Below are 17,129 nucleotides of genomic sequence, written 5' to 3' on the forward strand. Positions count from 1 at the left end.
CTGCTGAATGTCCCTGATAGACCTGTGCGAGCGCGGGCTGGTGCCCGATGCCCTGACCCGCCTCGGCATCCGTCGTCTGAGCGCCCAGCGCCTGCGCGACGAGGGCGCGCTGGACGTGGCCGCGGCCGACGCCCGCTTCCGCACCCTGCTCGACTCGCTGCGCCAGAGCCCCATCGCGATCGAGACCGCCGCCGCCAACGAGCAGCACTACGAAGTGCCCACGCGCTTCTTCGAGCTGTGCCTGGGCCGCAACCTGAAGTACTCCAGCTGCTACTACGCCACCGGCAATGAAAGCCTGGACGAAGCCGAGGACGCGATGCTGGCCCTGTACGGCGAACGCGCCGGGCTGGCCGATGGCCAGCGCATCCTGGAGCTCGGCTGCGGCTGGGGCTCGCTGACGCTGTGGATGGCCTCGCGCTTCCCGAACGCGCGCATCACCGGCGTGTCCAACTCACGCACCCAGCGCGAGCACATCCTGGCGCAGGCGGCCAAGCGCGGCCTGGGCAACATCGAGATCCTCACCTGCGACGTCAACCGGCTGGAGCTGCCGGCCGGCGAGTTCGACCGCTGCGTGTCCATCGAGATGTTCGAGCACATGCGCAACTACCAGCACCTGCTGGGCAACATCGCCGGCTGGCTCAAGCCGGGCGGCAAGCTGTTCGTGCACATCTTCTGCCACCGCAGCCTGATGTATCCCTTCGAGACCGAAGGCGAGGACAACTGGATGGGCCGCTACTTCTTCACCGGTGGCCTGATGCCATCGGCCGATACGCTGCTGCACTTCCAGCATCAGCTGCAGATCGAACAGCGCTGGCTGCTGCCGGGTACCCACTACGAGCGCACCGCCAACCATTGGCTGGACAACCAGGACCGGCACCGCGACGAAGTGATGTCGGTGCTCACGGCCGCCTACGGCGCGCAGGACGCCGCGCGCTGGCACCAGCGCTGGCGGATGTTCTGGATGGCCTGTGCCGAGCTGTTCGGCTACGCCGGCGGCAACGAGTGGCTGGTGGCGCACTACCGGTTCGTCAAGCCCGCCTGACCCGGGCGGCGTTCTTCCGCCGGCGGCGCCCTGCGGCGCCTGCCGGCCTGCCTTGCCTCAGCAGGTGACCGTCGCCGAAGGCACGCAGCCCTGTGCCGCGGGCGCCGGTGCGGCAGCGGCAGGAGCCGCCGCGGTGGGCGTGCTGGCACCGGGCTTGCCGGTGGCGACGCGGATGCCCTTGGCCTTCATCCACGCATCGAATTCTTCGGCGGTCATGCGACGGCCGTTCTGGGTCATGTCGAAACGCCACGGCGTGTTGTCGTGCGCGGTCTTGGGCACGTAGGCGCCCTGCGCAGCAGGCGTGGCAGCGCGCGGCGCCATCGGCGCGACCGGCTGGCGCAGGCGCGCAGTGAACGCGGCCAAGTCGACGCAGCGCAGGATGGCGGTGGCGGGACGCGCCATTTCGGGAGCCGGCACCGAGGCCGGCAGCGGCGCCAGCGGCGGCGTGCCGCAGGGAGCCGTGGAAGCCAGCGCAGCGGCCGGGGCGAACAGGGAAACAAGCAGGAGGCTGCGGATCATGGGGCACCGGCCGGAAACGGGAATGCCCGAAGCTTAGGCGCGACCATCGGATCGCGCAATGGTGAAGCACAAAAAAACGAAGCCCGGCACTGGGCCGGGCTTCGGGTCTTGCCGTGGAGACTGAAGTATCAGTTCTGCACGTTCAGCTCGGTGCGGCGGTTACGCGCGCGGCCTTCGCTGGTGTCGTTGGTGTCGATCGGGCGGCTCTCGCCGAAACCGTTCGGACCGACCAGGCGGCTCGCGTCGACGCCGTTGTTGGTCAGGTAGTTGTACACCGTGGCGGCGCGACGCTCCGACAGGCCCTGGTTGTACTGCTCGGTACCGACGGAGTCGGTGTGGCCGGCAACTTCAACCTTCAGCTGCGGGTACTTCTGCAGGATCTGCACGGCCTCGGCCAGGATGGCCTCGGCGTCCGGACGCAGGGTGTCCTTGTCGAAGTCGAAGTTCACGCCCTTCAGGTCGATCGAGAGCGCAACCACGCAACCGTCCGGACCGATGGCCTGGCCGGCAACCGAACCCGGGCACTTGTCGTCGCAGTTGTTGATGCCGTCGCCGTCGTCGTCCAGATCGGCGCAGGTCTGCTGCGGCGCGGTCGGGGTTTCCGGCACGACCGCGACCGGCAGGTCGCCCAGGCGCACCAGCATGGTGATGCCGGCGATCAGGTCACCGAAGCTGTTGGAGTTCGGCGCCACGACGCTCTGGTCGTCGAAGTCGACGCGGGTGGCCACTTCACCACGCACGGCGATGCGCTCGTAGTTGGCCTGCAGGCCAACACCGATCTTGCCGGCGAGGTTGGTGTCTTCACGCTGACCCGGGGAGTTCGGGCTCGGGAAGGTGCTGAACTCTTCCTCGACGCGCTGCGCGCCGATACCGGCGACGATGTACGGCGCCCAGGTACGGGCATCGCTGACGAAGTGGTAACGGGCATCGACGGAGATGCCGTACTGGCTGAACAGCAGGTCGCCGCCGCCGTCCTGGAAGGACGGGTTCTGGTAGTTCAGCTCAGCGTCGATGGACCAGTTCGGGGAAATGAACTTGCCCAGGCCGAGGGTGCCGAACATGGCGTTCTCGGTTTCACGATCGCTATCCTGGAAATTCTGGCCGACGCCGCCGGAGACATACCAGCGATCATCGAAATCTTGGGCAGCAGCGGACTGCGAAATGGCGGCCGCGGCAAGCAGGGCGCAGCACAGCAGGTTCTTCTTCATGACTAGCTCCATATTCACGGGGAAAACTTTATACGACAGTTTGCAAACCGTGTCAGACCGGCTCGCGCGCACTAACTACAACGCCAAAGTGTGTTTGCGTTAACGGGAATCTAACAAACCAGGACCCGGTGCGCAAGCTTTCACATTAGAGCGTGAACAAATCGACAAAACGGTGGAGGGGGGTGGCCTCGAAACGGGAGGTGTCGCCGGTCAGCGCCAGGATCTGGTCGACCTTCCGGGCAGGCAGCTGGCCACGGACCGCTGCCTCGAACTTGTTCAAAAGCAAGGGGATACCTTCGCCGCGACGTTCGCGATGGCCGACCGGGGTATCGATGGACACCTTTTCGGTCGAGCTTCCGTCCTTGAAGAAAACCTGAACGGCGTTCCCGATGAACCGCTTTTCGGGGTCCAGGTACTCCTCCGAAAAGCGCGGGTTCTCCTTTACCTGCATCTTCCCGCGAAGGGCGTCCAGGCGAGGATCGGCCGCCACGGCGTCGGAATAGTCGTCCGCGCCAAGCCGCCCGAACGCCAGCGGCACCGCCACCATGTACTGCAGGCAATGGTCGCGGTCGGCGTAATTGGCCAGGGGGCCGGTCTTGTCGATGATGCGCATCGCCGCTTCCTGCGTCTCGATCTCGATGCGGTCGATCTGGTCCAGCCGCCCGGCCACCTGCGCGTGCAGCTGCATGGCGCACTCCACCGCGGTCTGGGCATGGAATTCTGCCGGATGGCTGATCTTGAACAGCACGTTCTCCATCACATGGCTGCCGAAGGGGCGCTCGAACTCGAAGGCCTTGCCCTTGAACGCGACGTCGTAGAAACCCCAGGTCTTGGCCGTGAGCGCACTGGGATAACCCACCACGCCCTTGACCGCGTTGAGCGCGTGGGTGACGGCCCGGCGGCAGGCGTCGCCCGCGGCCCAACTCTTGCGCGGCCCGGTGTTGGGCGCGTGCCGGTAGGCGCGCAGCGCGCCGCCATCGAGCCAGCTGTGGCTGACGGCGGTGATGATCTCGTCCTTGCCGCCGCCCAGCATGTGGGTGGCCACGGCGGCGGAGGCCAGGCGGACCAGGATCACGTGGTCCAGGCCGACCCGGTTGAAGCTGTTCTTGATGGCATACGCGCCCTGGATCTCGTGCGCCTTGATCGCCCAGGTCAGGATGTCGCGCACCGTGATCGGCTTGCCGTTCTCGCGCTCGGCCTTGCGGCTCAGGTAGTCGCCCACGCCCAGGATGGCGCCGAGGTTGTCGGAGGGATGGCCCCACTCGGCCGCCAGCCAGGTGTCGTTGAAGTCCAGCCAGCGCACCTGCACACCGATGTTGTAGGCCGCCTGCACCGGGTCAAGCTCGAAGGACGTGCCCGGCACGCGGGCCCCGCCCGGCAGGTGCGCGCCCGGCACCAGCGGACCCAGGTGCTTCACGCATTCGGGGTGGCGCAGGGCCAGCATCGCGCAGGCCAGCGAGTCGAGCAGCATGTAGCGCGCCGTGGTGTAGGCCTCGGAGGAACCGATGTAGTAGTCGGTGATGTAGTTGGCGATGTCGACCATCGCCTGGTCGGGATCGGGACGCTTGGCGGAACGGATGTCGTGGGAGCTCATGGGCAGGCGGTCCGTGCGGGCGGGCGTGAAGGGTCATGGTGCCAGAAGCCGGCACGGGATGGGCGCCGGTTCTCCGCAGGTAAACGCGCCCGGACCGGCGCGCCGGCCGCGCACGCCAGGACAGCCACCAGCGCGGCCGGGGCGCTCCATACGCTTGTCGGGGCCGGGCTTTCCGGGCAAGGTTCCGGACTTGCCTGTCCCGCGCGAATGCCATGACCGCCACGCCCTATCCGCACCTGTTCCAGCCGCTCGACCTCGGCTTCTGCACCCTGCCCAACCGCGTCCTGATGGGTTCGATGCATACCGGCCTGGAAGACCACGCGCGCGACTTCCCGAAGCTGGCGGCCTACTTCCGAGAGCGCGCCGAGGGCGGCGTGGGCCTGATCGTCACCGGCGGCATCGCGCCCAACCTGGTGGGCTGGCTCAAGCCCTTCGCCGGCAAGCTCAGCTGGCCCTGGGAAATCCACAAGCACCGCATCGTCACCCAGGCCGTGCACGCCTCGGGCGGCCGGATCTGCCTGCAGATCCTGCACGCGGGCCGCTACGCCGCGCATCCGCTGCTGGTGTCGGCCTCCAAGGTGAAGGCGCCGATCAGCCCGCTCACCCCGCGCGCGCTTACCGCCTGGGGCGTGGAGCGGCAGATCAAGGCCTTCGTCAACACCGCCCGCCTGGCCCGCGACGCCGGCTACGACGGCGTCGAGGTGATGGGCTCGGAGGGCTACCTGATCAACCAGTTCCTCTCGGCGCGCACCAACCGCCGCACCGACGCCTGGGGCGGCAGCGCCGAGAACCGCATGCGCTTCGCGGTGGAGATCGTCCGCCGCATCCGCGAGGCGGTGGGCAAGGACTTCATCCTGATCTATCGCCTGTCCATGCTTGAACTGGTGGAAGGCGGGTCGGACTGGGACGAGATCGTGCTGCAGGCCAAGGCGATCGAGGCCGCGGGCGCGACCATCATCAATACCGGTATCGGCTGGCACGAGGCGCGTGTCCCCACCATCGCCACCTCGGTGCCGCGCGCGGCCTTCGCCGGCGTCACCGCCAAGCTCAAGCCGCACGTGGCGCTGCCGCTGGTGGCCACCAACCGCATCAACATGCCCGAGGTGGCGGAATCCATCCTGGCCCAGGGCCAGGCCGACATGGTGTCGATGGCCCGCCCGCTGCTGGCCGACCCGGAATGGGTGAACAAGGCCCGCACCGGTCGCCGCGACGAGATCAACACCTGCATCGCCTGCAACCAGGCCTGCCTGGACCACGTGTTCGTGTCGAAGAAGGCCAGCTGCCTGGTGAACCCGCGGGCCTGCGCCGAGACCGAGCTCAATTACGTGCCCACCACGGCTCCAAAGCGCATCGCCGTGGTGGGTGCTGGCCCCGCCGGCCTGGCCTGCGCCACCGTGGCGGCGGGACGTGGCCACAAGGTGGTGCTGATCGACGCCGCGACCGACATCGGCGGGCAGTTCAACCTGGCCAAGAAGATCCCGGGCAAGGAAGAGTTCCACGAGACGCTGCGCTACTTCGGCCGGCGGCTTTCCCTGACCGGGGTCGAGCAGCGGCTCGGCGCGCGCGTGGACGCGGACGAACTGCTGGCCGGCGGCTACGACGAGATCGTGCTGGCCACGGGCATCCGGCCGCGCAAGGTGGACTTCCCCGGCGCCGACCATCCCAAGGTGGTCAGTTACCTCGACGTGCTGACGGGCAAGGTGGTGCCAGGCGCACGGGTGGCCATTATCGGCGCGGGTGGCATCGGCTTCGACGTGGCCGAGTACCTGGTGCACGACGGCCCGTCCTCGACGCTCGACACCGGCCGCTGGCTGGCCGAATGGGGCGTGGCGGCGGACTTCGAGGGACCGGGCGGCCTGGCCAAACCGCATCCAGAAGCACCCGCTCGCGAGGTCTGGCTGCTGCAACGCAGTCCCGGCAAGCCGGGCGCGCGGCTGGGCAAGACCACGGGTTGGATCCATCGCTCGGCGCTCAAGGCCAAGCAGGTGCAGGCCCTCGGTGGCGTCGAGTACCTGGGCGTGGACGACAGCGGCTTCCGCATCCGGGTCGACGGCCGCGAGCAGCTGCTGCCGGTGGACCACGTGGTGGTCTGCGCAGGACAGGAGCCGCTGAGGGCCCTGCTGGAGCCCCTGCTGGCGGCGGGCCGGAGCCCGCACCTGATCGGCGGCGCCGACGTCGCGGCCGAGCTGGACGCCAAGCGCGCCATCGACCAGGGCAGCCGCCTGGCCGCTGCGTTCTGAGCCTGCGCGCGGCCTGGATTCGCGCTCCCAGAGCAATTACTCCAATAAAAATCAAAGGCTTGTGATCCGGCGTTCAGCCAGGGTTCGGGTCCGGCCCGTACCATGCGCTTCGGATCCGGCCCCTGCCCCAGGCGACCGCCGGCCACATACGGCCCCCCGGCACATGGCCAGGGGGGTTTCCGGACGGCGCCCCACCAGACGACGCCCCGACCGGAATGCGAGCCCCGCTCGTCCATCCCCAAAACGCCAGGCCGCAGGCCCTCCCCCGCCCCGTTGATCCATGACAGGCGACCCCGCGCGATGCGGGCGGGAGATTGCGGCGCAACGGAGCAAGGAGTTCCGCCATGAAACTGTCCTTCATCCTGTGGCTTGCCTCGATCCTGCCGCAGCCCGCCGCTGACCCGCTGTGCCTGGCGACGACGGTGTACCTGGAAGCCCGCGACCAGTCCGAGCTGGGCCAGCGTGCCGTGGCCGAGGTGGCCCTGCGCCGCCGCGACAGCGGCCAGTGGGGCGAGTCGGTCTGCGACGTGGTCACCGCCCGCAAGCAGTTCGCCCCGACCATCGTCAATCCGGGGCTGCGCATGCGCAACCTCGAAGCCTGGGAAAAGGCCGTGCAGGTCGCCTTCCAGACCCAGAGCGACTGGCAGCTGCCGCCGGGCCAGCGCAACGAGGTGGTGCCGGGTGCCAGCCATTTCGCAGCCCTGGGCATCGCCAGCCCCGCCTGGGCCAGCGCGCCCCGCGTGGCGACCATCGGCGACCACACCTTCTTCCGCGTGCAGCGCCTGACCCCGCCGGCGGCCACGGTCGCGATCTCCGCGCACCTGGCACCCTGATCCGAGGTTCACGGATCGTGGGGCTGGCCCCACAAGCAACCCGACGCAAAAAAAAGGCCGCGCAGATGCGCGGCCTTTTTGCGTGGTGCCCGCTGACGATCAGCGCTTGTCGATCGGCACGAAGGCGCGGTCTTCCGGGCCGGTGTAGTTGGCGCTGGGGCGGATGATCTTGCCGTCGATGCGCTGCTCGATCACGTGGGCGCTCCAGCCGCTGGTGCGCGCGATCACGAACAGGGGCGTGAACATCGCGGTCGGCACGCCCATCATGTGATAGGCCGACGCGCTGTACCAATCGAGGTTGGGGAACATCTTCTTGAGGTCCATCATCAGGTTCTCGATGCGCTCGCTGACGTCGAACAGCACCTGGTTGCCGCCCTCCCTGCAAAGCTTGCGGCTGATTTCCTTGATGATCGGATTGCGCGGGTCGCCGATGGTGTACACCGGGTGGCCGAAGCCGATGACGATTTCCTTGCGCTCCACGCGGGCGCGGATGTCGGCCTCGGCCTCGTCGGCGCTGCCGTAGCGCGCGATGATCTCCATCGCCACTTCGTTGGCGCCGCCGTGCTTGGGGCCGCGCAGCGCGCCGATGGCGCCGGTGATGCAGCTGAAGATGTCCGAGCCGGTGCCGGCGATCACGCGGGAAGTGAAGGTGGACGCGTTGAACTCGTGCTCGGCGTACAGCACCAGCGACTGGTCCATGGCGCGCGCATGCGAGGCGCTGGGCGGTTCGCCGTGCAGCAGGTGCAGGAAGTGCGCGGCAATGGTGTCGTCGTCGGTCTCGACGTCGATGCGGCGGCCGTTGCGGGTGAAGTGCCACCAGTACAGCAGCATCGAGCCGAAGCTGGCCATCAGCTTGTCGGCGATGTCGCGGGTTTCATTGACCGGGTGGCCGTCGCGCTCGGGCAGCACCACGCCCAGCACCGAGCAGCCGGTGCGCAGCACGTCCATCGGGTGGGCATTGGCGGGGACCAGCTCCAGCGCATCGGTGACGATCGCCGGCAGGCCGCGCAGGCGCTTGAGCTTGGTCTTGTAGGCGGCCAGCTGGCTGGCGGTGGGCAGCGCGCCGTGCACCAGCAGGTGCGCCACTTCCTCGAAGCCGGCGTGGGTGGCCAGGTCGTGGATGTCGTAACCGCGGTAGTGCAGGTCATTGCCGCTGCGGCCGACGGTGCACAGCGCGGTGTTGCCGGCCGGGGTGCCGCTCAGCGCGACGGACTTCTTGGCCTTGGGCAGGGTGGATTCGGTCATGGCGCTCTCCCTTACTTCTTGCGGGCGAACAGCGCGTCGAGGCGCTGCTCGTAATCGTGGTAGCCGATGCGGTCGTAGAGCTCCTCGCGCGTCTGCATGGTGTCCACCACGGCCTTCTGGTGGCCGTCACGGCGGATGGCGGTGTACACGGCCTCGGCCGCGCGGTTCATCGCGCGGAACGCCGACAGCGGGTAAAGCTGGATCGCCACGCCCACCGAGGCCAGCTCGTCGCGGGTGAACAGCGGCGTCTGCCCGAACTCGGTGATGTTGGCCAGCACCGGTACTTTCACCGCGTCCACGAAGCGCTTGTAGGTGGGCAGGTCGTAGGCGGCTTCGGCAAAGATGCCGTCGGCGCCGGCCTCGACACAGCGCACTGCACGTTCGATGGCGGCGTCCACGCCATCCACCGCAATGGCGTCGGTGCGGGCGATGATGAAGAACTGCGCGTCCGTGCGGGCATCCACGGCCGCCTTCACCCGGTCGACGAACTCGTCCACCGGCACGATCTCCTTGCCCGGGCGGTGGCCGCAGCGCTTTGCGCCGACCTGGTCCTCCAGGTGGCAGGCGGCGGCGCCCGCCTTGATCAGCGACTTCACCGTGCGCGCCATGTTGAAGGCGCTGGGGCCGAAGCCGGTGTCGATGTCCACCAGCAGCGGCAGGTCGCACACGTCGGTGATGCGGCGGGTGTCCACCAGCACGTCTTCCATGCCGGTGATGCCCAGGTCCGGGATGCCCAGCGAACCGGCCGCGACACCGCCGCCCGACAGGTAGATCGCGCGGTAGCCGGCGCGCTTGGCCAGCAGGGCGTGGTTGGCATTGATGGCGCCGATCACCTGCAGCGGTGATTCGGCGGCAAGCGCGGCGCGGAAGCGCGCGCCGGCGGAACTCGATGGCGTCATTTCGTTTCCTTCATGCGCGAAAGCCAGGCGCAGGCACGTGCGGGTGCCGCCGCAGGCAGGACGCCCTTGGCGCCCGGCCCGGGGGCCGCCTTCGCATTCACGTCAAAGCAGGTGGGCGACACCGGCACGCTCTTCCTCGAGCTCGGCCAGGGTCTTGTCCATCATGCTGCGGCTGTAGTCATCGATTTCCAGCCCCTGCACGATCTCGTATTTGCCGTCCTTGCAGGTCACCGGGAAGCCGTACATCACGTCCTTCGGGATGCCGTAGCTGCCGTCCGAAGGAATGCCCATGGTGGCCCACTTGCCATTCGTGCCCAGCACCCAGTCGTGCATGTGGTCGATGGCGGCATTGGCGGCCGAGGCGGCCGAGGACAGGCCGCGCGCTTCGATGATCGCGGCGCCGCGCTTGCCGACCTTGGGAATGAAGGTCTCGCGGTTCCAGGCCTCGTCGCCGATCTTGTCCTTCAGCGAGCCACCCTTGACGGTGGCGAACCGGTAGTCGGGATACATGGTCGGGCTGTGGTTGCCCCACACCACCAGCTTCTCGATGTCGGCCACGGCCACGCCGGCCTTGATGGCCAGCTGCGACAGCGCGCGGTTGTGGTCCAGGCGCAGCATCGCGGTGAAGTTGTTGGGGTTGATGTCCGGCGCCGACTTCATGGCGATGTAGGCGTTGGTGTTGGCCGGGTTGCCCACCACCAGCACCTTGATGTCGCGCGACGCCACGGCGTTGATGGCCTTGCCCTGTACAGTGAAGATCTCGGCGTTCTTGAGCAGCAGGTCCTTGCGCTCCATGCCCGGGCCGCGCGGCATCGCGCCGACCAGCAGGGCCACGTCGGCGTCCTTGAAGGCCACCATCGGGTCGTCGGTGCCGACCACGCCGGCCAGCAGCGGGAACGCGCAGTCCTCCAGCTCCATGATCACGCCCTTCAGCGCGGCCTGGGCCTTCTCCATCGGCAGCTCGAGCAGCTGCAGGATCACCGGCTGGTCCTTGCCCAGCATCTCGCCCGAGGCGATGCGGAACAGCAGGGAATAACCGATCTGGCCGGCGGCGCCGGTGATGGCAACACGGACTGGGGTTTTCATAGTGGCTCCTGGAAGGGGTTCGGGCCTGGCGGCCCGCCTACAAGACAGCGGCGTCCGGGAAAGGACGCCGCGAAAGGGTCACGCGAGTTCGGCGAAGAACTCCTGGATGCGCTGCAGGCCGACCGGCAGCTGCGCGGTCGGACAGGTGTAGCTGATGCGCAGCGCGCGCGGCTCGCCGAAGGCCGAGCCCGGCACGCAGGCCACGCCCTTGGCCTCCAGCAGCACGCTGCAGAAGTCGACGTCGTTGTTGATGGCCACGCCCTGGTGCGACTTGCCGAACGCGCAGCTGATGTCGGGGAACACGTAGAACGCGCCCTGCGGCTTGGGGCAGACCACGCCCGGGATGGCGTTCATCGTGGCCACCACCAGGTCGCGCTTGGTCTGGAACTCGGCGCACTTGCCTTCCGGCACGTCCTGCGGGCCGGTCAGCGCGGCGATCGCCGCGGCGGTGACGACTTCGGGCAGGTTGGTGATGTGGGTGGAATTGAGCACCGTCATCGCCTTGGCCACCACTTCCGGGCCGGCCATGAAGCCGACGCGCCAGCCGGGCATGCCGTAGGTCTTGGACAGCGAGTCGACGAAGATCACGCGGTCGCGCAGCTCGGGGCGGGAGTGCACGAAGTTGTGGTAGCCCAGGCCGTCGAACACCATGGTGTTGTAGATGTCGTCGGTGATGACCCAGGTGTCGGGATGGCGGGCGACCACGTCGGCCAGCGCGGCGATTTCCTCGCGCGTGTAGACCATGCCGGTCGGATTGTTGGGGTTGTTGAACAGGAACACCTTGGGCCGGGTCGCCAGCGCGGCGTCGAGCTGGGCCGGCGTGAGCTTGTAGTCCTGGCTGGCCGGGCACGGCAGCTCGAGGATCTTCGCGTTCAGGACTTCGGCGATGTCGGCGTAGGTGGTCCAGTACGGCACGGCGTAGGCGATGGTGTCGCCTTCGTCGAGCAGGGCCTCGGCCAGGTTGTAGAGGATGTGCTTGGCACCGATGCCGGTGGCGCAGTTCATGCGCGTGTAGCCGGTCAGGCCCAGGGGCTCGATGTGCTTGAGGAAGGCGTCGAGCAGGGCGTCGGAGCCCCGGTTGCTGCCGTACTGGCCGCTGTCCTTGGCCAGGGCCTCGCGGGCGGCGGCGTAGACGTGCTCGCCGGGCAGGAAGTTGGGCACGCCGATGGAGAAGCTGACGATGTCCCGGCCTTCGGACTTGAGCTTCTTGGCCTTTTCGGCGACGGCCATGATGGCGCTGGGCTTGGCACGGCCCATGCGCTTGGCAAGCTGGGGCATCACGATCCTCGCGGGTGGGGTGGCGGGGCGGAAAAACCCCGAAAGGATACCACGCCGCCCCCGGGCGACGGGCCGGCGGGGCTTGCCGGCGGCTCGCGTTCGGGCATGCTGGGCACCGGAGGTGGTCCATGACCCGAAGCCTGTTCACACGCCCCCGCAGGCAGCTCGCCCGGCTGCTGCTGGCGATCGCGCTGCTGCCCCTTCCGGCCCTGGCCTACAACCAGAACCGCGTGGCCACCGACGAGGCCGGCCAGCCGGTGCGCATTGCCGGCAGCGTGGTGGTGGTCGAGCCCGACATCGAGCTGACCCTGGTCACGGCCGGTGGCATGCAGGAGCCGCGGCGCGAGTGGTCCGACGCCGCGCGCCGGCTGTTCCCGGCGGAAGTGGCCCGCCGCCTGGGCCGGGAAGGCACCGAGCTCAAGCCCGAGTTCGAAGTCCGCGACGACCTGCCGCCGCAGTCGCGCCTGGGCCAGGTGGTGCGGCTCAACGAAGCGGTGGCCACCAGCATCGCGGTCTACACCCGCAGCGGCAGCTACCTGGCGACCAAGGGCCGGCGGCTTGACTGGACGCTGGGTCCGGGTGTGGAGGAACTGCGCGCGGCGACCGGCGCCGACTACGCGCTGTTCACCTATATCCGCGACAGCTACGCCAGCGAGGGCCGCAAGGCCATGCGCGTGCTCGGCTTCCTGGCGGGTGCCGCCATGGGCAGCGTGGTGGACATCGGCGGCGGCCAGCAATTGGGCGTCGCGACCCTGGTGGACCTGCGCACGGGCCAGGTGGTGTGGTTCAACCTGATGGCCAACCAGTCCGGCGACCTGCGCGACGCCGAGGGCACCGAGAAAACCGTGCAGCAGATGCTGACCGGGTTCCCGCTGTGACCTCCCGCCCTGCCCTGCTGCTGGCGCTGAGCCTGGCCTGGGCCGGGCACGGCGTGGCCGCGGCGCAGGCGCCGGTGGACTCGGCCAAGCCGGGCCAGCGGCCGCCCGCGGGCAGCGACGAAGACGAACTGTGGTACGCGATGGAGCGCGCCGAACGCGAGCTGCAGCAGCACCCGCTGCTGGTGCGCGACGAGGCGCTGAATGCCTACGTGCGCGGCGTGGCCTGCAAGGTGGCGGCCGATTACTGCAGCGACCTGCGGGTGTACATCGTCGAGCAGCCCTGGTTCAACGCGTCCATGGCGCCCAACGGAATGATGGTGGTCTGGACCGGCGCCCTGCTGCGTTTCCAGGACGAGGCCGAGCTGGCGCTGGTGCTGGGCCACGAGTTCGCGCATTTCCGGCAGCGGCATTCGCTGCAGATGTGGCGCAAGGCCAAGCGCACCTCGGCGGTGCTCAGCTCGTTCGGACTGCTGGCCTACGGCGGCGGCGCGGGTGCGGCCGGCTACCTGGCCAACTTCATCGGCGTGGCGCAGATGTACCAGTTCTCGCGCGAGGCCGAGCGCGAGTCCGATCGCCTGGGCTTCGCGGCGGCCACCGGGCAGGGTTACGACGCCGACGCGGGTACCCGGCTGTGGCAGCGCATGAAGGACGAGGAGGACGCGCGACGCTACGGCAAGCCCATCCCTGTCTTCGCCAGCCATCCCAAGACCGCCGAGCGGCTGGCCGACGTGCAGGCGGCGGCGCAGGCCAGCGGCAGCGGCGGCGATGCCGGGCGGGAAGGCTACCGTCAGGCGGTGCGGCCTTTCCTGGCCGACTGGCTGGAGGATGAACTGTCGCGACGGATGTACGACACCTCCATTCGCGTCATCACCGACCTGCGCGCGCTGTCCGAGCCGGACCTGCAGGCCACCTACACGTTTTTCCTCGGCGAGGCCTACCGCCGCCGGGGCAAGGACGGCGACGCGGCCCAGGCGGCGGCGCTCTACGCGCAGGCCGCGTCGGGCGAAAACCCGCCCCCGGCGGCGTTCCGCGAACAGGGCATGGCGCTGCGCGCTGCGGGACGCCGCGACGAGGCTGCGGCCGCGCTGACCCGCTATCTGGCGCTGGCCCCGGAGGCCGAGGATGCCGCCTTCATCCGCCACTACCTGACCGAACTGGAGTCCCGACCGTGATGCGCCACCCTTTACGGATCCTGATCGCCGCAGCGCTGCTGGTGCTGCTGGCCGCCTGTGCCGGCGCCGGTGGACGCCTGCAGCAGGCCGGCGACGCACGCGTGTTCGACCTGGCGCTGGACACCAGTCTGGACTGGGCGCGCGTGCGCACGCCGCGCCAGGAAACCTGGACCATCGACGGCACGCCGCTCAACCAGCTGAGCATCATTTCCCGGATCCGGCCCAAGGAGCACGTGTTCCTGCAGGCACGCGAGCGCCGGAGCCGCCCGGATGGCCCCTGGTTCCGCGAAGGCATGCGTCCGGATGAAGTGCGCGACATCGTGCTGGACGGACTGCGCGGCTCGGGCTGGGCGAACGTGCGCGGCAGCCAGCTCCGGCCCGCGAGTTTCGGCGGCGTGCCGGGCCTGCGGTTCGAGCTGGACCTGGACAACCCCACCGGCCTGGTTTACCGCGGCATGGTGGCGGCCGCCGAACGCGAGGGCCGGCTGACGGTGCTGGTGTGGATCGCCCCGGCCGAGCATTACTACGGCCGCGACGCCGAGGCGGTCTCGCGGATGTTCGACAGCCTGCGCTTCGTACCCTGATCCGGCCGGGACACGCGGTCCCGGCCGAGGGGCGACTCAGGCGGTGCCGAGCACCTTGTTCCACTCGTCCACGCGGGCCGACTGGGCGGCCAGCAGCGCGGTGGTGTCGCCTTCCAGCGTGATGGACTCGATCTTGTCGCCGCCGCGCACCGCGTCCACGACCTGCTGGTCGCCGGCGCCGATCACTTCGCCGAACACGGTGTGCTTGCCGTCCAGCCAGGGCGTGGCGACGTGGGTGATGAAGAACTGGCTGCCATTCGTGCCCGGGCCGGCATTGGCCATGGACAGCACGCCCGGCTTGTCGTGGCGAAGGTCGGCGCGGGTCTCGTCCTCGAACTTGTAGCCCGGGCCGCCGGTGCCGCTGCCCTTGGGGCAGCCGCCCTGGATCATGAAGTCCGGGATGACGCGGTGGAAGGTCAGGCCGTTGTAGTAGCCGCGCTGCACCAGGTTGACGAAGCTGGCGACGGTGACCGGGGCCTTGTCGGCGTGCAGGCGGACGCGGATCGGGCCGCGCGAGGTGGTGAAAGTGGCAATCAGGGACATTCGGGGCTCCGTGGGGTACCGGGCCAGGGTCGGCCGGTGGGCTGCCTAGGATGCCACAGGCCCTGCCCGCCGGGCCCCGTTCAGGCGAAGCGCGGGTCCATTCAGGCTATAATGCCCGGCTTACTTCCCCACGAGACAGCGCGCCGCCCGGCGCCCATCCGCATGTCCATCGAAAAGCTCCGCAACATCGCCATCGTCGCCCACGTCGACCATGGCAAGACCACCCTCGTCGATTGCCTGCTCAAGCAGTCGGGCACCTTCAGCGAGCGCACGGTGACCACCGAGCGGATGATGGACAGCAACGACATCGAAAAGGAGCGTGGCATCACGATCCTTTCCAAGAACACCGCGATCCGCTGGAAGTCGCCGGACGGCGAGGAATACCGCATCAACATCGTCGACACCCCGGGCCACGCCGACTTCGGCGGCGAGGTCGAGCGCGTGCTGTCCATGGTGGATTCGGTGCTGATCCTGGTGGACGCGATGGACGGCCCGATGCCGCAGACGCGGTTCGTGACCCAGAAGGCGTTCGCGATGGGCTTCAAGCCGATCGTGGTGGTGAACAAGGTCGACCGCCCCGGCGCGCGCCCGAACTGGGTGCTGGACCAGACCTTCGACCTGTTCGACCGCCTGGGCGCCACCGACGAGCAGCTCGACTTCACCACCGTCTACGCCTCGGCGCTCAACGGCTATGCCGGCATGGAGCCGGACGTGCGCTCGGGCGACATGACCCCGCTGTTCCAGACCATCATCGACCATGTCGCGCCGCCGCCGGTGGACCTGGACGGCCCGTTCCAGATGCGAGTCACCTCGCTCGATTACAACAACTACGTCGGCATCATCGGCGTGGGCCGCATCCAGCGCGGGCGCGTGCGCACCAACATGCCGGTCACCGTGATCGACCGCAACGGCAAGACCCGCAACGCCAAGGTGCTGCAGGTGCTGGGCTTCATGGGCCTGGAGCGCCACGAGGTGAAGGAAGCGCAGGCCGGCGACATCGTGGCCATCTCCGGCATCGAGGGTCTGGGCATTTCCGAGACCGTGTGCGACCCGTCCGCGGTGGAGCAGCTGGAAGTGCTGACCGTCGACGAGCCGACCATCAGCATGACCTTCCAGGTGAACAATTCGCCGTTCGCCGGCAACAAGGACCGCAGCGGCGGCAAGTTCCTCACTTCGCGCCAGCTGCGCGACCGCCTGATGCGCGAGACCCAGCACAACGTCGCGCTGAAGGTGGAAGACACCGACGACGCCGACAAGTTCAAGGTCAGCGGCCGCGGCGAACTTCACCTGTCCATCCTGATCGAGAACATGCGCCGCGAAGGCTACGAGCTGGCCGTGTCGCGCCCCGAGGTGATCATCAAGGACATCGACGGCGTGAAGTCCGAGCCGATCGAGGCCCTGGTGGTGGACCTGGAGGAGCAGTACCAGGGCGGCGTGATGCAGCGCCTGGGCGAACGCAAGGCGCTGCTGCAGAACATGGAGCCCGACGGCAAGGGTCGCGTCCGCATGGACTTCATGATCCCGGCCCGTGGCCTGATCGGCTTCCAGACCGAGTTCCGCACCATCACCGCCGGCACCGGCCTGCTGTTCCACGTGTTCGACCACTACGGCCCCAAGGCCGACGGCGACATCGGCCAGCGCCAGAACGGCGTGCTGATTTCCAACGGCCAGGGCCCCTCGCCCGCCTATGCCCAGATCGCGATGCAGGAGCGTGGCCGCCTGCTGATCGAGCCGGGCGAGGAAATCTACGAAGGCCAGATCGTCGGCATCCATGCCAAGGACAACGACCTCACGGTCAACGCCCTGCGCGGCAAGCAGCTGACCAACTTCCGCGCCTCGGGCACCGACAAGGACGAGGGCCTGATCCCGGCCATCAAGATGTCGCTGGAGCAGGCGCTGGAGTTCATCGACGACGACGAACTGGTCGAAGTCACCCCGGTCGCCATCCGCCTTCGCAAGAAGGACCGCACCGAGAACGAGCGCAAGAAGGCCAGCCGCGGCTGATCCT

General features: G+C 68.6%; 15 protein-coding genes. 7 read left to right on the forward strand and 8 right to left on the reverse strand.

Features of this window, described 5'->3' with window-relative positions:
* The first annotated feature begins 7 nt into the window (after nucleotides 1-7).
* Entirely contained in the window at nucleotides 8-1,042 is a 1,035-nt protein-coding gene (locus ACOQFR_RS00510) for an SAM-dependent methyltransferase (RefSeq protein ID WP_421377518.1), read from the forward strand.
* 57 nt (nucleotides 1,043-1,099) lie between these two features.
* Here the strand turns inward: ACOQFR_RS00510 and ACOQFR_RS00515 are convergent, their stop codons facing one another.
* The 3 genes from ACOQFR_RS00515 to ACOQFR_RS00525 all read right to left on the reverse strand — a co-directional run bounded on the left by ACOQFR_RS00515 (nucleotide 1,100) and on the right by ACOQFR_RS00525 (nucleotide 4,363).
* Nucleotides 1,100-1,561, reverse strand: a complete 462-nt coding sequence (locus ACOQFR_RS00515; RefSeq protein WP_421377520.1) for a hypothetical protein — start codon at nucleotides 1,559-1,561, stop codon at nucleotides 1,100-1,102.
* Nucleotides 1,562-1,689: 128 nt separating this feature from the next.
* Nucleotides 1,690-2,769: an OmpA family protein gene (locus ACOQFR_RS00520; RefSeq protein ID WP_421377522.1), complete on the reverse strand. Its 1,080-nt coding sequence runs from the start codon at nucleotides 2,767-2,769 to the stop codon at nucleotides 1,690-1,692.
* 145 nt (nucleotides 2,770-2,914) lie between these two features.
* Nucleotides 2,915-4,363 carry a bifunctional 2-methylcitrate dehydratase/aconitate hydratase gene (locus tag ACOQFR_RS00525; RefSeq protein WP_421377524.1) on the reverse strand — a complete coding sequence of 483 codons (1,449 nt, stop codon included), beginning with the start codon at nucleotides 4,361-4,363 and terminating at the stop codon, nucleotides 2,915-2,917.
* Nucleotides 4,364-4,575: 212 nt separating this feature from the next.
* On the opposite strand from ACOQFR_RS00525, the gene ACOQFR_RS00530 reads away from it, so the two are divergent.
* On the forward strand, nucleotides 4,576-6,603 hold the full coding sequence (locus ACOQFR_RS00530; RefSeq protein WP_421377526.1) for an FAD-dependent oxidoreductase: 2,028 nt from the start codon (nucleotides 4,576-4,578) through the stop codon (nucleotides 6,601-6,603).
* 344 nt (nucleotides 6,604-6,947) lie between these two features.
* Nucleotides 6,948-7,436 carry a cell wall hydrolase gene (locus ACOQFR_RS00535; RefSeq protein ID WP_421377528.1) on the forward strand — a complete coding sequence of 163 codons (489 nt, stop codon included), beginning with the start codon at nucleotides 6,948-6,950 and terminating at the stop codon, nucleotides 7,434-7,436.
* 99 nt (nucleotides 7,437-7,535) lie between these two features.
* On the opposite strand, the gene prpC is transcribed toward ACOQFR_RS00535, so the two are convergent.
* The 4 genes from prpC to ACOQFR_RS00555 all read right to left on the reverse strand — a co-directional run bounded on the left by prpC (nucleotide 7,536) and on the right by ACOQFR_RS00555 (nucleotide 11,944).
* Nucleotides 7,536-8,681, reverse strand: coding sequence for a bifunctional 2-methylcitrate synthase/citrate synthase (prpC, locus tag ACOQFR_RS00540; protein ID WP_421377530.1), 1,146 nt, complete (start codon nucleotides 8,679-8,681; stop codon nucleotides 7,536-7,538).
* An 11-nt stretch (nucleotides 8,682-8,692) separates the two neighbouring features.
* Nucleotides 8,693-9,580 carry a methylisocitrate lyase gene (gene prpB / locus ACOQFR_RS00545; protein WP_421377531.1) on the reverse strand — a complete coding sequence of 296 codons (888 nt, stop codon included), beginning with the start codon at nucleotides 9,578-9,580 and terminating at the stop codon, nucleotides 8,693-8,695.
* Nucleotides 9,581-9,682: 102 nt separating this feature from the next.
* The gene (locus ACOQFR_RS00550) at nucleotides 9,683-10,666 is read right to left on the reverse strand and encodes a malate dehydrogenase (protein ID WP_421377533.1); all 984 of its coding nucleotides are present in this window, start codon (nucleotides 10,664-10,666) and stop codon (nucleotides 9,683-9,685) included.
* A gap of 78 nt (nucleotides 10,667-10,744) precedes the next feature.
* Nucleotides 10,745-11,944, reverse strand: a complete 1,200-nt coding sequence (locus ACOQFR_RS00555) for a pyridoxal phosphate-dependent aminotransferase (RefSeq protein ID WP_421377535.1) — start codon at nucleotides 11,942-11,944, stop codon at nucleotides 10,745-10,747.
* A gap of 128 nt (nucleotides 11,945-12,072) precedes the next feature.
* On the opposite strand from ACOQFR_RS00555, the gene ACOQFR_RS00560 reads away from it, so the two are divergent.
* From ACOQFR_RS00560 to ACOQFR_RS00570, 3 genes are read left to right on the forward strand one after another with little or no spacing between them, the layout of a single operon-like run.
* Nucleotides 12,073-12,822 (forward strand): hypothetical protein, encoded by a 750-nt coding sequence (locus ACOQFR_RS00560; protein ID WP_421377537.1) that lies wholly within the window; start codon nucleotides 12,073-12,075, stop codon nucleotides 12,820-12,822.
* Complete coding sequence (locus ACOQFR_RS00565; RefSeq protein ID WP_421377538.1) at nucleotides 12,819-13,994, forward strand: M48 family metalloprotease; 1,176 nt, start codon at nucleotides 12,819-12,821, stop codon at nucleotides 13,992-13,994. Before ACOQFR_RS00560 ends, ACOQFR_RS00565 begins: the two co-directional genes overlap by 4 nt.
* Nucleotides 13,994-14,578, forward strand: coding sequence for a hypothetical protein (locus ACOQFR_RS00570; RefSeq protein WP_421377540.1), 585 nt, complete (start codon nucleotides 13,994-13,996; stop codon nucleotides 14,576-14,578). The genes ACOQFR_RS00565 and ACOQFR_RS00570 overlap by 1 nt, the downstream gene beginning before the upstream one ends.
* 36 nt (nucleotides 14,579-14,614) lie before the next feature.
* On the opposite strand, the gene ACOQFR_RS00575 is transcribed toward ACOQFR_RS00570, so the two are convergent.
* Nucleotides 14,615-15,121: a peptidylprolyl isomerase gene (locus ACOQFR_RS00575; protein ID WP_421377542.1), complete on the reverse strand. Its 507-nt coding sequence runs from the start codon at nucleotides 15,119-15,121 to the stop codon at nucleotides 14,615-14,617.
* 162 nt (nucleotides 15,122-15,283) lie between these two features.
* Between ACOQFR_RS00575 and typA the strand changes: the two genes are divergently transcribed.
* A complete protein-coding gene (gene typA / locus ACOQFR_RS00580) occupies nucleotides 15,284-17,125 on the forward strand; it encodes a translational GTPase TypA (protein ID WP_421377544.1) in 1,842 nt (613 codons plus the stop codon).
* Nucleotides 17,126-17,129: the final 4 nt, after the last annotated feature.

The organism is Arenimonas sp. MALMAid1274 (assembly GCF_049195245.1).
In the GTDB taxonomy this organism is placed as follows: domain Bacteria; phylum Pseudomonadota; class Gammaproteobacteria; order Xanthomonadales; family Xanthomonadaceae; genus Arenimonas.

What these genes read in the sequence shown, in the direction of transcription:
- typA (WP_421377544.1), top strand. Translation starts at nt 15,284, where the DNA reads ATGTCCATCGAAAAGCTCCGCAACATCGCCATCGTCGCCCACGTCGAC.
- ACOQFR_RS00575 (WP_421377542.1), bottom strand. Translation starts at nt 15,121, where the DNA reads ATGTCCCTGATTGCCACTTTCACCACCTCGCGCGGCCCGATCCGCGTC.
- prpB (WP_421377531.1), bottom strand. Translation starts at nt 9,580, where the DNA reads ATGACGCCATCGAGTTCCGCCGGCGCGCGCTTCCGCGCCGCGCTTGCC.
- ACOQFR_RS00555 (WP_421377535.1), bottom strand. Translation starts at nt 11,944, where the DNA reads ATGCCCCAGCTTGCCAAGCGCATGGGCCGTGCCAAGCCCAGCGCCATC.
- ACOQFR_RS00550 (WP_421377533.1), bottom strand. Translation starts at nt 10,666, where the DNA reads ATGAAAACCCCAGTCCGTGTTGCCATCACCGGCGCCGCCGGCCAGATC.
- ACOQFR_RS00535 (WP_421377528.1), top strand. Translation starts at nt 6,948, where the DNA reads ATGAAACTGTCCTTCATCCTGTGGCTTGCCTCGATCCTGCCGCAGCCC.
- ACOQFR_RS00510 (WP_421377518.1), top strand. Translation starts at nt 8, where the DNA reads ATGTCCCTGATAGACCTGTGCGAGCGCGGGCTGGTGCCCGATGCCCTG.
- ACOQFR_RS00570 (WP_421377540.1), top strand. Translation starts at nt 13,994, where the DNA reads ATGCGCCACCCTTTACGGATCCTGATCGCCGCAGCGCTGCTGGTGCTG.
- ACOQFR_RS00525 (WP_421377524.1), bottom strand. Translation starts at nt 4,363, where the DNA reads ATGAGCTCCCACGACATCCGTTCCGCCAAGCGTCCCGATCCCGACCAG.
- ACOQFR_RS00530 (WP_421377526.1), top strand. Translation starts at nt 4,576, where the DNA reads ATGACCGCCACGCCCTATCCGCACCTGTTCCAGCCGCTCGACCTCGGC.
- ACOQFR_RS00515 (WP_421377520.1), bottom strand. Translation starts at nt 1,561, where the DNA reads ATGATCCGCAGCCTCCTGCTTGTTTCCCTGTTCGCCCCGGCCGCTGCG.
- prpC (WP_421377530.1), bottom strand. Translation starts at nt 8,681, where the DNA reads ATGACCGAATCCACCCTGCCCAAGGCCAAGAAGTCCGTCGCGCTGAGC.
- ACOQFR_RS00560 (WP_421377537.1), top strand. Translation starts at nt 12,073, where the DNA reads ATGACCCGAAGCCTGTTCACACGCCCCCGCAGGCAGCTCGCCCGGCTG.
- ACOQFR_RS00520 (WP_421377522.1), bottom strand. Translation starts at nt 2,769, where the DNA reads ATGAAGAAGAACCTGCTGTGCTGCGCCCTGCTTGCCGCGGCCGCCATT.